The following is a 14330-nucleotide window of genomic DNA, read 5'->3' as shown; positions in this document are numbered from 1 at the left end:
GGCTCAGAGTACCCGGGGGTATCCCCGTTCAGACAGTGAGACCCGATACTCCACCGTGAAGATCACACCGGTGTCGAGGATTTCGGCCACTGTCCCCACTACCCGCACAGTCGGATGACCGCCCTGCGGCCGCCCTTCCCCTACTACGGGGCGAAGGGGCGGCTGGCCGGTCAGATTGTCGACTTGATGCCACGGCACCGCGTGTACGTGGAGCCGTTCGCCGGGTCCGCCGCGGTGCTCTTCGCGAAGGCCCCGGCTCCCGTGGAAGTCGTCAACGACCTGGACAGCAACGTCACCACCTTCTTCCGCGCCCTGCGGGACCAGGAGGACGCACTCGTGCGCGCGCTGCGGCTTACGCCGTACGCCCGGGAAGAGTTCGCGGCCGCGGACCTGGCGGAGGAGGGCCTGTCCGACTTGGAGCGGGCCCGCCGGTTCTTCGTCCGTACGACCCAGGGCCACAACGCGGCCGGGTCCGGCGGCCGGGCCGGCTGGTCCAACGGGATAAGGACCAAGCACACCGACGCCACGGCGACCGCGAAACTGGTCGACCGCCTCTACCTGCTTGCGGAGCGGCTGCGCACGGTGGTGGTCGACAACCGCGACGCCTCCGAGGTCATCGCCGCGCACGACGCTCCGGACGCGGTCTTCTACCTGGACCCGCCGTACCTGTCCGACACGCGTACCTGCGGCCGCGACTACGCCCACGAGGCCGACAGCGAGGCCTTCCACAGTTCCCTGGCTGCCACGCTGCACCAGGTGCAGGGTCAGGTGCTGCTCTCCGGCTACCCGTCCCCGCTCTACACCGAGTTGTACGAGGGATGGGACCGCCTTGAGATCGCGGTCAGTCGTCCGGCGACGGTCCGGCCGCGGACGTACCGACGTTGCCCGCGGTGTCGAGGTCATCTGGTCCAACCGGCCACTGACGCAGCAGGCGTCCCTGTTCCAGGCGGGAGAAGCGTCATGAGCGCCGCCGGAACAGGCGCCCGCTGGGAGCTGACCATCAAGTGCCCGCGGCCACGCAATCGAGCTGTCGACGACTTCCACGTCCGGCCTGAGCGCATCGCCAACACGGTCGCGATGTTCCTCGGGGCGAGGGCCACGCTGACCCTGACCACCCGAACCGTCCGATTCAGCTACGCGGCCCATACCCCGATCGGCGATGTCGGTTACTGGCAGAAGCAGTTGGCGTATGTCCTGCACTGCCTGTACCTGGACGTGCCGAGCGATGGCCGCAATGACTTCCGTCTGCCGGGACCGGTAGAGACCCAGGTCCGCGAGACCGACGGACAGACCTCACCCAGTAAGGGAGATCAGGTGACTTAGCGACTTCCTAGCGGGAGGTCTTGAGCCCCTTGGCGGGGGCGCTTCCTCTACCGCTGGCCGCTGGTGTTGGCGCACCGTGCGCGGCCTCGTACAACGGCTCGGACTGCGATCCGAGCTAAGGCCCGAACTCTCTGATCCGGTTTGGCGACCGGGCCCGAGAAGTCGAGCGACCTACAGGTTCTCTCCGAACCACTCACCACCAGGCGGGTTTTTTCATGCCCGCAGGACGGCAGGTACATAGTGCCTCAGCGCACCCCCCCTTGTCAGCTTCCCGCCCCACGCACGCCCGATTCGCGGCGTATCTCCCCCCAGGCGGGCGACACCCAGCGCCCCACCCCTCCCCGCAACACGCACACACCCCACCCCCAAACCGAACACCTGATCGAATATAGTGCAGGCCGGACCGTACTCGTACGTGGCGCCGACCAAGAGGTCATGCACACCGCGTCGCGCCGAAGCGGACCCCGGAAGTGGCTTCGCGCGGTCGCATGGCTGATCGCAGCCGGCCTGCACCCCCGCGCGAACGCCACGACCCGGACCATCGCCGAAGACCTCGCCGCCCGCATGGACTACGACACCGGCCACGCCCGCTACCTCCTCGACGACACCGTCGCCCGCACCGGCATCTCCAAGGCTTCCGTGAAGCGCCACGTGGGCTACCTCCGCGAGCTGGGGGCGCTCGCCTGGGTCCAGCACGGCACACGGTCCAACGTCCGCCGCCTGATGGGGCTCAAGGGCTACGCGGCCACCGCCACCGTGTACGCCGCGGTCATCCCGCCCGCCTACGACCACGCCATGGGGCACACGATCGTCGGGTCCGGCTACACGGCGCGCATCATCATCGACCAGCGCGGCCAGCCCAGCCCTGTGGATAACCCGCCTGTGGACAACTCTGGATCACAGGGCCTTGAGCCCCCTTCCCTTAACTCGGTAGAAGAAGAGGGAAAGCTGAAGGTAGAGGGTGGTTTTAACTACACCTCGCGCGAGCGCGCGAGCCGAGACCGCGGATCCATCCCCCACCAGAAGTCGACAAACAGCAGCGGCAGGCACGCCCTCCAGGTCGCCAAGGACATCCTCATCGCCCGCCAAGTCCGTCCCCTCGTCAACTGGACGCAGCGGGAAGGATTGCGGCGTCTAGCGTTCGCCCTGCGCCCGCTGATCGACCTGGGCTTGGACTCGTACGCCATCGCCGACCGCCTCCACGGCATGTGCTCCGGAATGCGCTGGCAGCCCAAGGCCCCGGCCGCGTACATCTCCACCGTCCTCGCCGACCAGGATCAGCGCACCGCCACCCAGCAGGCCGCCGCCGCGAAGTACGAGATGGAGAACTGCCCCGTCGGCGCCTTCCAGGGCGCCTTGAGCACCCGCCTCAACGTCATGGCCGGAGTACAGGAAGGCCTCGCCCGCTACCGGAAGAACTGCCGCGACCGCGGCCTGGACGACCTCTCCGACAGCAACGACACCACCTGGGACGCCCAAGCCGACATCCTCGCCTTCCTGAACGGGAGCCCCGCATGAGCCAGCAGCCCTCCGGGATCGACCTCGCCCGCGCCGCCCTCGCCTCCGCCCGCGCCGCGGCCAAGACCCGCCCCGCGCAGCCGCAGCGGAAGAAGACCCGCAGCACCCAAGCCGGTAACCGCCGAGCCGGAGACCCCATGGGACTCGGATCCGCGATCACGCGGATGATGACCGACCGCGGCTGGCAGCCCCCCGAGGTCGGAGGCAGCATCCTCGACCAGTGGCCCACGATCGCCCCGGAGTTGGCGGACAAGGTCGCCGCGGTGCGCTTCGAGCACGACACCGGGACCCTGCACCTGCGGCCCGCCACCCACACCTACGCCACCCAGCTGCGCCTGTACCAAGCCCACATCCTCACCAAGGTCCAGCAGTCCCCCTCCGGGGGCACCGTCCGCTCCCTGAGGATCCTCCCGGCCGGGACCTCACCCCACTCCGCCACCACGGATCCTGAGGATGCGTCCGCCGCGCCGGTGGAGGCGCCCGTGCGGACCCGGCAGACCGCATCCCCCGGCTACCGCACCGCCCTGGAGTCCGTCCTGGCCCACCGCCCCGACCGAGCGCCCGCAGACCCGTACATCGTCCAGGCCATGGCCCGCCAAGAGGCTGCCTTGCGCGCCAACCGGGCGCCCGAGGACGAACACCGCGACGCGGTATGGGAAGAAGACCGACTCGAGCAGGAACAGCGCCGGCGTGACGAATCCGTCCGCCGGGCCGCCATCGCCCGCAAGCGTAAGGAGGACGGAGGCCAGACACCGGCCCGTCTCTTCGGTGTGGCCTGAGCCGGGGGAAGGGTTGGCGGAATCTACGGGAGCGTTTACCGCGGTAAACAATCACCGCCCCCGGGAGACCGCTCATGCACGCCTTCAGCATCGACCGCGCCAAGGACCGCACCGACCCGCGAGTACTCCTCCACCGCAGCTACTACGCCAACAACATGCCCCGCCTCATGCCCCTCTGCCGCCTGTCCGGCCACAAGCCCGTCGTGGACGGCTACAACTCCCAGTACGGGCCCGAGGACCAACGGCGCCGACGCTGGGTGTGCTGCGACCGCTGCGGTGTACGCCCCGAACCCCAGGGCAACCTGGACCCCGACCAGTGGCACCTCGGGCAGCCCTACACCGGCCCCACCTCCACCGCACGCCGCCTCTCGCCGACCGTGGTCAAGCAGCTCGCCCGCAAGGGCATCACCCCCACCGTCAGCAACGACCCCGGCCCCTGGCCCGCCACACCCGAAGGATCCCTCGGAGCCGAACTCGTCATCGGCCGCTCCCACTCCATCGGCGCCGACATCAAGGTCGGCAACCCCGGCAGTGAGAACGTCCTCGCCGCCCACATCGCCCTCGGACCGCTCGGAGCCCTGTACGTCCACAGCGAGCGCTACGGGCAGTGGGTCCAACGCCGCCTCAACCCGGACGGCTACCAGTCCCGCGAGATCGGATTCGACCTCTACCACGGACGCCTCTCCTGGAAGGTGTGGGCCAAGCGCGACGAACACTCCGCGTCCGACCCGAAGTGGATGCGCGGCAGCATCCGCATCGACCCCCGGCACCACCTCCTCGGCCCGCGCCGCAATCGGAAGATCTCCGAGACGGAGCGGGTCCCCGCGACCGTACGGATGCCGGAAGGCGACACCCACGACATCACCGTCCACCTCGAGCAGTGGGAGTCCCGCCGCACCCATGGCCGCGCCACCCCGTACTGGATGGCCCAGTGGGACTGCAAGGCTGGCATCCCCATCCGCAACCACGACTGGAAAGGCGACGAGACGTTCTCCTGCTCCTGGGGCATCAAGGGCGTCACCCCCGACAACCCGCGCTGGCCGCACATCATCGCCGCGGCCGCCGCCGAACAGTGCACCCGCGACCGCGCCCGTTACAACTACCGAGCCCCCGAGACCTCGCAGGAGAGTTCGTGAGCCGCAAGAAGAACGGCCGCCGGATCAGCGGCGACCCCCGCAAGTCCGGCGGCGACATCGCCGGCCCCGGCGGACCCCACGACCGCAACAGCGTCATCGTCGACACCACCAACGCCGTCATCCTGGACGCCAGCACCGTCACCCAGGTGGAAACTCTCACCGGAACCCCCGCCCTGGCGATGCTCCTCGAGGGACGCATCGCCAAGACCACCGAACGCGCCCGCAACCTGTACCTCATGGAAGAGGACGGCGCGGCCGCACTCGTCACCGAACTCATCGCCCTCGCCCACCGCATGGGACCCGCCTTCGGGCAACGGTTCACCGCCCGGCTGCAGCACCTCCTCGACACCGACGCCTTCACCGGCGAGAAGCAAGACCCGGCCTGATCGACAGCGAGGGGAACGACCGGCCGGATCTGCGGCACGGTGTACGCGATCACCCCGCGCGAACGGAGCACCCCCTTGGCCATGCCCGCCACCACCGAACCACCAACGCCCGCCGGCCCGAAGACCGTCCCCACCATGTGCCTGCTGCACGCCGACTTCCACGTCATGGCCGGCGGCTGCTGGAGCGTCACCTTCGACTGGTTCTTCGCTCACCAGCACCTTCCCGAGACCGCAGCCCGTGAGCTGTACCAGGCCGAGGTGGAGCAGGCGATGCTCGACCAGCACATCCGCGAGCATCAGGCGGCCCTCGCGTGCGGAGGCGACCGGTGACCATGCAGATGCCCGACACCCGGCCGCCGAAGCCGCCGTATCAGGGCCTGTTCCAGGAGCCCGACTGGCCGGCCGACGAAGACCAGGACGGCGACGACGGGGACGACGGAGTTTTACGGCCGTAAAACTCCACCCGCCCGGTCCGGCCGAGCCGCCGACCGCCTCCCGTGTTTTACGGCCGTAAAACACGGGCCGCCACCCGGCTCGCATCCCCGAACCCCGCCGCCACATCTGGCAGGATGCTCCCGTCAATCCGAAGTACCGGAACCTCGGGAAGTAGTCGGAGAACCAGCATGCCCTTCATCACCGTTGTCCTGAACAGAAAAGGCGGAGTCGGGAAGTCCCTGATCACCGTCAACCTCGCCGCGGTCTACGCCGAGATCCTCGGCGGCACCGAGACCAACGGAAACGTCGCCGTCGTCTCGATAGACCCCCAGGCCACCAGCGTCGAACACGCCGAGGAAGTCCGCAAAGCCGGACGCCCCGTTCCCTTCCGCGTCGTCAACGCCAAGAACAACGTCGACCAACTCCGCAAGCTGCGCCGGGCCAAAGCCGACATCATCATCGTCGACACCCCCGGCTTCATGCCCCTCAACGACGAGGAAGAGGACGACGAATCCATCGACCCCCTCGGTGACGGCACCGTCGGCGACTCCCTGCGGGCCGTCCTCGACGTAGCCGACGACGTCATCGTCCCCCTCCCCGCCGAAGGCTCCGTCTTCAGGCCCACAAGAACCACCGTCGAACGCGTCCTCATGCCCCGCCAGATCCCCTACGGCGTCCTCGTCGGCTGGGACCCCCGCGACACCGAAGCCGACCGCGACAAGACACAGAGCATGGTCAAACGGCGCGGCTGGAACATGTACAACACCACCATCCGCCACTACAAGCCGCACACCCGCGGACTCACCAGCGGACGGTTCTGCACGCAGTACGAGCCCAACCACACCGCGACCAAGGCCAAGCAGGACTTCGTGTCCCTGGCCCTCGAACACCAGCTCCGCCGCCAGAAGCTGACGGGAGACCGATGATGGCCGCCCGCAACGACTTCGACGACTTCTTCGGCGACGACGAGGACGTCCCGGTCACCGACACCCGGGCCGATGGCCGCCTCTACCGGGTACCGCTCACCCGGCTCTCCCCCAACCTGGTGAACCCGCGTACCGACTTCGGCACCGAAGACGCGCTCATCGACTTCGGCAAGAGCCTGCAGCGCCGGCAGAACCAGGCGTGCCCGGTCGTCAGCCGGAACGCCTACCTGAAGCTGTGGCCCGACCACCGCGACCAGGTCAAGGACGTCGACTACATCCTCGTCAGCGGTGAGCGCCGCTACCGGGCCGCGAACGCCGTCGGCCTGCCCGTCCTGGACTGTGTCGTCAACGACGACTTCGCCGCCGACCGCAAGACGTTCATGGAGGCGGTGGTCTCCGAGAACGTCGACCGGCAGAACTTCGACCCCGTCGAAGAGGCGTACGCCGTCCAGGCGCTGGTCCGCGAGTTCGGTTCCAACCGGGCCGTCGCCCAGCACTTCGAGCGGGTCGACGGATGGGTGACCCAGCGGGTCCTCCTTACGCACTTGGCCCGCGACGTTCAGGATCTGGTGCGGGCGAAGACGATGCCGCTCGAGGCGGCACGCCAGCTCGGCAAGCTGACGAAGGACAAGCACTGGGCGGCCCGGGATCAACTTGTGTGGTGGGGGGAAGAGCAGGAGCGGAGGGCTGCCGCGTCCGCCGCCCGGTCCGCGGCGCGCAAGGTAGCCCGCCAGGCCCCGCCCGAGCCTGCTTCTGCGCCTGCTCTGGAACCGGCTCGAGCGACCCCGCCGGCCGCCGCGGAGACGCGGCCCGGGTCGCTGATGGGGGAGCCCAGTTTTACGGCCGTAAAACTCCAGCAGACTTCCCAGCCCGAGCGGGAGGAGCGCCTTCCTGGCGCGGCTGCCCCGCCGGTCCAGGAGGCGCCCGTCGAACGGGAACCGGACCGGACGCCCTCCCCCGTGCCGGAACCGCGGCCCGGAGCGGCCACGGAAGCGGTGGTGTCGCCGCCACGGCTGCCGTACCACGATGGCACGTTCATCGCGCAGCACCTGGCCGTGAAGATGGGCGACGAGCCGTATTTCCTGATGCTCCGCGTCCTGCTGGAGAAGGCTCAGGAGAAGGACCCGGCCGCCATGGCCCAGGTCCTGGAACAGATCATGGCCGACGTCAACTGACCATCCGCACGCGGCCCCGCTCCCCGGCGTGCAGGTCAGGGGAGCGGGGTCGTGGTCTGTACTGGTCAAAACCGGTCAGCTTTGCGCCACGTTGTCGGGGTTTATCGTCAGCCGTTCGTGTGAGTGTGCTGTGAAACCACTCGTCAGAACGGAAATCGGCAGGTTGGGTGGTCCGGGCTGACCCCCCACATGGCGGGCCGGCCGCCCGGCCGGGGCCGAGGACCTGCTGGCCCGCACAGGATCAAGGCACCCTGTACGGTTCGCAGCCCACAGGCCTCCCCTCGGCCATGGCGGCCAACCCGCACCCGGCCCGCACACGTCCGCGGGCCGGGCCAGGAGGGCAACCTACTCCCCGCGTGGCAAAGTCCGCGGCTACAATCCCGTCATCTGACGGGTCCGCCCGTGAGGTCTCGAGGCCCCCGCAGGGCTGGGTGCGTTGTCGGCAAAACACGTTCCCCCACACCCGGCGGGGGCTTTTCACACCCCGCGCGTGGTGTGTCCGGTATCTGGGCACAGGTCACCCGGACCGGCGGTTTCATCGCCGCCAGTAACGGAACCAGCCATCTGCGTATACGCCAACGCGTCAGGGATGGGTCAAATATGCGCGGCCTGTTACCCCGCCCCCTGTGGTGGTGTCACAGTGGCCTTCCCGGGGCGTGGACTGGCAGCCGCGTCACGGGCAAGGGGCCCGGGCCAGGTTCCGGGCGTACGAGACCTTCCCAGATCTTCTGCCGGAGGGGCGGCGACCCATGTCCGCAGCAGAGCCGGCCCGCACCCCGCCCACAGCAGTGAACAGCCAGGGGGATGCGGCCGTAATCGATATCAGCGCGCGCGGGAAGCGCGCCAACTCTCAGGGGCGGTGGAGGCGGATGTGCGACCCCGCGGGCGTCGACGACGCGCCCGAGCCGCACTCGCCTTCCCAGGAGACGCTGGCCGCCCTGGCCGAGCGTGTGGAGGAGACGTTCAACGAGCACCGCCTGTCGCTGACCGACGCGAAGGTTGCTGACGCGTTCGGTCTGACGCTGGAGATGGTGAAGGTCCTTCTTGCGGGTGCGCACGCGCAAGGCGTGGTGGACGGCGGGCAGTACGGGGAGCTGGCGGCGATCGTGGAAGGGGCGATGGCTGTGCCGGGCCTGGTCCAGGCAGCCGAATGATTGGGTGCATATGCCAGGGATTCTCTGTGTTTGAACATTAGTCAGGGTGCCCTAATTTGCCAACACAACGTTGATCATCCGCGATAGTCCGTTCACCCCACGCCCCATGCGTGCCAGAATAAGCCGTCCGGAATCACCCGGAGTAAGACTTCCGGCCCCCGGCGCGCGCCCCGGCACTCCCCCACTGCCCCGAACGCGCCCCGCACGGGCCGCCTACGGGACGGGGACCTGATGGGCATCGGAGACGACACCGCAGCAAACAGCCTGCGCCTCCTGAACAACCACTTCCGGCACACCCCGCCCGTCACCGGCCCCCAGGGGCACTCCTACATCAGCTCCGAACCCCGCCCCACCCCCACCGCGCCCGGCCTCCCCTACAACGCCGACGTCGCCGACCACATCCGGGCCTGCGTCACCGAAGTCACCGCCGACGTCCTCGCCGTCAACCCGGCCCCCACCCCGCTGCCCGGCCGCGTCGAAGCCGTCTACACCTGGTACCTGGACAACACCCGCACCGCAGCCCCCGCCCAGCGCCAGCGCCGCGACACGATCATCTACCGGCAGACCCTCGAACACGCCATCGCCATGCGCGACTTCAAGGTGATCCCCCCGCACCGCTGCCCCGCCTGCCGCACGTTCGGCCTGCGCTGGGCGCCCGCCCGCCGCCGCGCCCTGTGCACCAACATGAAATGCGTGGCCGACGACGGCATGTCGAACACCTGGACGCTGGCGCGCCTCGCCTACGAACACATCGCGGCCCGCGAAAATCATGGCCGTGTGAGCGCAACCTGATCCGGGGTACACGGGTCTAGCCTTCGACCCAGCCGAACACCCTTCACCACAACCGCATCAACTTCAGTCCACCCGTCATCGGCGAGGAGCTGCGAACTCGTCCGTCGATCATGGGAGGCCGTCGTGGCCATCACCACCCTCAGCACCGCCCCCTACGGTCCCGCATCGGACATGGTCTCCCTCCAGGAGGCATCCGAACTGTTCCGGGACACCGGACACGAGGCCTCCGTGAAAGTCCTCAGGCGCAGGGCCGTACGCGCCGGCAAGCCGGTGAAGCGAGTCGGCCGCGCGGACTACGCGTCCTGGAGTGACCTGCTCGAGGTCCACGCCGCCATGGTGGATGAGAAGGCGGGACCGTAACCCGCCGTACGCCCCCACCAGATAAGCCCTGCCCCCAGATCCCGGGCAGGGCTTCTTTCATGCCCACACGTCACAGGCATTGCAATGCCATGCTGTAACGGGTACGTTGGTCATGCCGACAACGACAGGACCCCAAAAACCGGGCCTGCCAACGTGAGTTGAACCCCAGGAGCACCCATGGCCGTGATGACTGCTGCCCAAACACGCCCCACCACGGTCGACTACAACCACTTGACCCTCGCCGACCAGGACCTCTTCGACGAGGTCATGGAGCGTGCCGACGACAACCCGCACGACGGCGAATACCTGGCCCTCATGCTGGCCGCCGCCGCACTGGTCGGCCTACGCATCCCCTACGGCGGCCACATCCGCAAGTGCGCCTGCTCCTGCTGCTGCCCGGTCGTCTTCGACCCCAACGACCCGGACGCGCACTGCATCGAAGCCGACGGCTACAACCTCGGACGCCACCAGTGCCCCACCTGCGCCGACCGCCACCGCGAAACCGCCTGAGGAGAACCAGATGTCCGCGCTGCCCTCGACGCAACAGTGGTGCGACGGCCAACAGCATCCGTTCGTCACCTTCAACCCGTGGCTGAACCGGAGTTACTGCCGGTGCGGTCAGCGCCAGAAGGAGGGCGAGCAGCCCATGGACTGGCAGGCGAAGCGCGAACTCTTCCACTGCTGCCAGCCGGGCGGCCCCTGCGGCTGCTACGTCAGCTGACCGCCACAGACCTGCCCGGCCGCGCATGACGCCCACACTGCGCGGCCGGGCGGAACAACCACCAGGGGAGACCCGATGCTCAGCACTCACCGCATCCTCCGCAAGATGGCCACCTTCATCACATGCAACGGCCTACACACCGGCGAGCAGTTCGCCGAGCACGGCGTGACCGACCGCTTCGACATCTGCGCCCTCGCGTACGTCGTCGCCGAAGACCGGCCCGCCCCCGCGGTGTTCTTCACCGACCAGAAGACCTCCATGGACCTCATCGAGGCCAGCGAGCCCACCATGCGCGCACTCCGCGCCCTGTCGGCGTCCATCACCGACTACGAGGTCCCCGACACCGACGGCCGGCCCGACGTCATCGAGCACGTCTTCAACTGGACCGCCGCCCCCGGCATCGGCCAGAAGACCCCGCCGTCCCTGAACGAGATCGTCGGCCGCCTCATCCGCGCCGCCGACCAGGCCGCCATCAACGGCTTCCCCCACCAGCGCCCCGCTGCCTGACCAGAACGGACCCCTCCCATGACGACCATGACCATCGCCCCGGCCACCGGTGGCTTCTCCGCCGAAGACCTGGACCGGTTCGCCGGACGCGCCGACGCCTACGACGACCACGGTCTGCTCACCCTGCAAGAACTGAACGTCCGGGCCGAATACATCACCGACCTGCACCCGAACCTGCCCTACGCGCAGGGCTACAGCGCCTACGTGAAGGGCGTGCAGCGCGAGCAGGAGCTCATCTCCGGCCGCCTGGGGGTGGCCTGATGGACAAGAACCTCGACTACGAGGCACGCACCTACGACCTCGGCGAATGGCTCACCGGACCGTGGGTCCAGCAGCCCATCGAATCCCCCGACGGCGACCACTACACCGTCACCCACAAGGCGTCCGGGCAGCTCCTCGCCACCCTCCCGCACTGGGCCGGAGCGATCGCCCTGTGGATGTGCGTGGCCCGCGACGCCTTCCCCACGCTCCTCGCCGACAACGACCAGCTCCGCGCCGAGAACGAGGCCCTGAAGAAGCAGCTGAACGACCTGTCCACCACCACCGGGGAGCCCGGATGAGAACCCGCACCATCTCCAGCCTGGCGTTCACCGCCACCCTCGCCGTCGGCGCAGTCGTCGCGGCCCCGTCCGACGCGCACGGCGCGACCGGGCCCGTCTACTCCGGCACCGGATGGAAGATCGCCACCGGCAACGGCATGAAGTACCTGAGCAGCAGCTCCTGGACCATCGTCTTCTACGACAGCGCGTCCCGTACCGCGCTCACCGAGCACGCCAAGCGCACCGCCTACGACCTGAAGCGGCACACCGGCGTCAACTTCTACGTCACCACCACCATCACCAAAGGCGCCACCACCTGCCCGACCAGACGCGTCATCATCATGCGCCTCACCTCCACGGTCACCCGATCCGGCGCAAGCCAGTGCCATACCGCCACCGGTGCCGCCGACGGCTCCCGCGCCACCTTCGCCGCCACCAGCTGGAAGACCAACACGCTGTCCGGCTCCAACGAGATCTACCGGCGCAAGGTCATCAGCCACGAACTCGGGCACTCCGTCGGCCTCACCCACCCCACCACCTGGACCAACAGCCCCCCGCCGCTCATGCGCGGCGAAGTCTGGGGCGGCTACACCAGCCTCACCTACGCGGCGCAGTACACCCCGCAGGACGCCAACGGGCTGAAGAACCTCCGCGCCAACGCCACCAAGCTCACCGTGGCCAACGCCTTGGCGGTGGGGGAGCGGTGACCTGGCCGGACGGCATAGCCGCCGCCGTCCTCACCGCCTTCGCATACCTCATCACCCGACACCAACACCGGAGCACCACCCAGCCACAGCACACCCGCAGGACGGAGAACGGCCATGACCACCACAACACGCAAAGCAGCGGCCACCACCACCCCGGCGAAGGCCCCGGCCAAGACGGCCGCGAAGAAGCCGCCCGCCAAAAAACCCGCCACCCGCACACCCCGTAAGCCCGCCGCGAAGAAGACCACGCCGCCCAGCCTGTCCCTGGTCAAAGCCCTCCCCACCCAGCCCCAAACCGACCGCCGCACCCGCGACTTCGTCACCGACGCCCAGATCTACGCCACCCACCACGCACGCCTCGCCGGAATCCCCATCCACCGCATCCGCGACTGGCGCGACCACCGCAACAACACCGCCACCCGCCCCCTCACCGACGGCACCCTCCTCCACTACGACCACACCACCCGAACCCTCACCTGGCAGGGCACCTGCGCCATGGGCGCCACCCACGCCTTCAAACTCACCAGCCCCTCCACCGCAACCGCGGCACGCGTCGAAGCCGCCCGCTGCGAACAACTCCACGCCGACCTCACCACCATCGAGCCCCTCACCAAGAAAGAACTCGCCGGCCTGGGCATCCTCCACACCCCCACCTGGGCCCGCCCCGACCTCCTCGGCGAAGACATCACCCAAACCATTCCCGTCCCCCTGCCCAACCAGCGCCCCCGCGCCCTCGGAGACGAACTCACCCACTCCGACAACAGCACCACCGACACCCAGCCCCTGTCCCGCGACGACATCGCCGAAGGCCTCGCCCAGCGCGCCACCGACACCGCGAAGGAGCACCCCGACCATGCCTGAACTGAAGGTCGAGATCGACGGAGAACTTCACGCGTTGAAGAACTGCACGTGGATCACGTGGGCGCCGTGCGGCTGCCCCTGCGGAGCACTCACCGCCGCATTCGGCGACGAAGCGTTCGCCACCGAAGAGCAGGCGTGGCACGAGAAGTTCCCGCTCAAGCGCGAACGCGACAAGTACCAGCGCCAGGGCTACCGCCTCCAGCTCATGGGATGGGACCGCTACCGCTCCGACATCGACCTCGCGGCCCGCTGCCCGCACGTGAAGGCCAAGACGTCCCAGCAGACGCTCGACGCCGCCCCTACTGAGGCCACCGATGCCTGACCACACGCCCGGCTACAGCGCCGCCCTCGCCGCAGCCGAACACCACGCCGACGTACGCCACCAAAGGAACACCATGCAGTTGCCCCTCGCCTTCGTCGACACCGAGACCACACACCTCGATGCGCAGATCGGCGACGCATGGGAAATCGGCATCATCCTCCGCGAGTTCGACGACAACCAGCCCACCGACACCGAATACGCGTGGCAAATCCGCCCCAACCTCGCCACCGCAGACCCCCGAGCACTGGAAATCGGCCGCTACCTCGAGCGATTCGCCGTACCCGTACCCGCCGAAGCCGCATGGACCGGCTACGAGAACGGACTAATCCTGCCGATGACCCGCAAGGAGGTCATCGAGGCAGTCCTAACAGTGCTCTGCGGCGCCGTCCTGGTCGGCTCCAACCCAGGGTTCGACGACCGGTTCCTCCGCAAGCTCCTCGGACCTGGCTCAGCCCAGTGGCACTACCGGCCCTACGACATCGTCCAACTCGCCGCCGCGAAGGTCGGCATCGAAGCCGCCGGCCCGCTCCCATGGTCGTCATACACCCTGTCCCGCGCAGTCGGCGTGGAACCCCCGGCCAAGGAAGCCGCGCACACCGCCCTCGGAGACGCCCGCTGGGCCCGCGACGTCTACGACGCCGTCACCAGCAAGACATGAACGGCTACCTGCGGGCCTGCCACGGCAAAAC

General features: G+C 68.7%; 21 protein-coding genes. All 21 read left to right on the top strand.

Features of this window, described 5'->3' with window-relative positions; all coding sequences use genetic code 11:
* Window positions 1-114 precede the first annotated feature (114 nt).
* Window positions 115-1323, top strand: coding sequence for a DNA adenine methylase (locus OHA11_RS47915; protein ID WP_266509015.1), 1209 nt, complete (start codon window positions 115-117; stop codon window positions 1321-1323).
* Window positions 1324-1758: 435 nt separating this feature from the next.
* Entirely contained in the window at window positions 1759-2841 is a 1083-nt protein-coding gene (locus OHA11_RS47910) for a hypothetical protein (RefSeq protein WP_266509012.1), read from the top strand.
* Window positions 2838-3620 (top strand): DciA family protein, encoded by a 783-nt coding sequence (locus OHA11_RS47905; protein ID WP_266509009.1) that lies wholly within the window; start codon window positions 2838-2840, stop codon window positions 3618-3620. Before OHA11_RS47910 ends, OHA11_RS47905 begins: the two co-directional genes overlap by 4 nt.
* A gap of 74 nt (window positions 3621-3694) precedes the next feature.
* The gene (locus tag OHA11_RS47900; RefSeq protein WP_266509006.1) at window positions 3695-4756 is read left to right on the top strand and encodes a hypothetical protein; all 1062 of its coding nucleotides are present in this window, start codon (window positions 3695-3697) and stop codon (window positions 4754-4756) included.
* Window positions 4753-5142 carry a hypothetical protein gene (locus OHA11_RS47895; RefSeq protein WP_266509003.1) on the top strand — a complete coding sequence of 130 codons (390 nt, stop codon included), beginning with the start codon at window positions 4753-4755 and terminating at the stop codon, window positions 5140-5142. Before OHA11_RS47900 ends, OHA11_RS47895 begins: the two co-directional genes overlap by 4 nt.
* 81 nt (window positions 5143-5223) lie before the next feature.
* Window positions 5224-5472 carry a hypothetical protein gene (locus OHA11_RS47890; RefSeq protein ID WP_266509001.1) on the top strand — a complete coding sequence of 83 codons (249 nt, stop codon included), beginning with the start codon at window positions 5224-5226 and terminating at the stop codon, window positions 5470-5472.
* Complete coding sequence (locus OHA11_RS47885) at window positions 5469-5597, top strand: hypothetical protein (protein WP_266508998.1); 129 nt, start codon at window positions 5469-5471, stop codon at window positions 5595-5597. Before OHA11_RS47890 ends, OHA11_RS47885 begins: the two co-directional genes overlap by 4 nt.
* Window positions 5598-5765: 168 nt before the next feature.
* Window positions 5766-6503 (top strand): ParA family protein, encoded by a 738-nt coding sequence (locus OHA11_RS47880; RefSeq protein ID WP_266508995.1) that lies wholly within the window; start codon window positions 5766-5768, stop codon window positions 6501-6503.
* A complete protein-coding gene (locus OHA11_RS47875) occupies window positions 6500-7678 on the top strand; it encodes a ParB/RepB/Spo0J family partition protein (protein ID WP_266508992.1) in 1179 nt (392 codons plus the stop codon). The genes OHA11_RS47880 and OHA11_RS47875 overlap by 4 nt, the downstream gene beginning before the upstream one ends.
* A 749-nt stretch (window positions 7679-8427) precedes the next feature.
* Window positions 8428-8832, top strand: coding sequence for a hypothetical protein (locus OHA11_RS47870; RefSeq protein ID WP_266508989.1), 405 nt, complete (start codon window positions 8428-8430; stop codon window positions 8830-8832).
* 231 nt (window positions 8833-9063) lie between these two features.
* Window positions 9064-9624, top strand: a complete 561-nt coding sequence (locus OHA11_RS47865) for a hypothetical protein (protein ID WP_266508986.1) — start codon at window positions 9064-9066, stop codon at window positions 9622-9624.
* 123 nt (window positions 9625-9747) lie between these two features.
* Window positions 9748-9984 (top strand): hypothetical protein, encoded by a 237-nt coding sequence (locus OHA11_RS47860; protein WP_266508977.1) that lies wholly within the window; start codon window positions 9748-9750, stop codon window positions 9982-9984.
* Between the two features lie 177 nt (window positions 9985-10161).
* Window positions 10162-10494, top strand: a complete 333-nt coding sequence (locus OHA11_RS47855; protein WP_266508975.1) for a hypothetical protein — start codon at window positions 10162-10164, stop codon at window positions 10492-10494.
* A gap of 10 nt (window positions 10495-10504) precedes the next feature.
* Complete coding sequence (locus tag OHA11_RS47850) at window positions 10505-10705, top strand: hypothetical protein (RefSeq protein WP_266508973.1); 201 nt, start codon at window positions 10505-10507, stop codon at window positions 10703-10705.
* 75 nt (window positions 10706-10780) lie between these two features.
* Entirely contained in the window at window positions 10781-11212 is a 432-nt protein-coding gene (locus OHA11_RS47845; protein ID WP_266508970.1) for a hypothetical protein, read from the top strand.
* 18 nt (window positions 11213-11230) lie between these two features.
* Complete coding sequence (locus OHA11_RS47840; protein ID WP_266508967.1) at window positions 11231-11473, top strand: hypothetical protein; 243 nt, start codon at window positions 11231-11233, stop codon at window positions 11471-11473.
* Window positions 11473-11772, top strand: a complete 300-nt coding sequence (locus OHA11_RS47835) for a hypothetical protein (protein ID WP_266508966.1) — start codon at window positions 11473-11475, stop codon at window positions 11770-11772. Before OHA11_RS47840 ends, OHA11_RS47835 begins: the two co-directional genes overlap by 1 nt.
* Window positions 11769-12458, top strand: a complete 690-nt coding sequence (locus OHA11_RS47830; RefSeq protein ID WP_266508964.1) for a hypothetical protein — start codon at window positions 11769-11771, stop codon at window positions 12456-12458. The genes OHA11_RS47835 and OHA11_RS47830 overlap by 4 nt, the downstream gene beginning before the upstream one ends.
* Window positions 12459-12572: 114 nt before the next feature.
* Complete coding sequence (locus OHA11_RS47825) at window positions 12573-13319, top strand: hypothetical protein (protein ID WP_266508961.1); 747 nt, start codon at window positions 12573-12575, stop codon at window positions 13317-13319.
* The gene (locus tag OHA11_RS47820) at window positions 13312-13641 is read left to right on the top strand and encodes a hypothetical protein (RefSeq protein WP_266508958.1); all 330 of its coding nucleotides are present in this window, start codon (window positions 13312-13314) and stop codon (window positions 13639-13641) included. The genes OHA11_RS47825 and OHA11_RS47820 overlap by 8 nt, the downstream gene beginning before the upstream one ends.
* Window positions 13634-14299: a hypothetical protein gene (locus OHA11_RS47815; protein ID WP_266508955.1), complete on the top strand. Its 666-nt coding sequence runs from the start codon at window positions 13634-13636 to the stop codon at window positions 14297-14299. The genes OHA11_RS47820 and OHA11_RS47815 overlap by 8 nt, the downstream gene beginning before the upstream one ends.
* Window positions 14300-14330: the final 31 nt, after the last annotated feature.

This window comes from Streptomyces sp. NBC_00878 (genome assembly GCF_026341515.1).
In the GTDB taxonomy this organism is placed as follows: Bacteria; Actinomycetota; Actinomycetes; order Streptomycetales; family Streptomycetaceae; genus Streptomyces.
The sequence above is the reverse complement of the archived record's forward strand: the minus strand, read 5'-3'. Positions and strand labels throughout refer to the sequence as shown.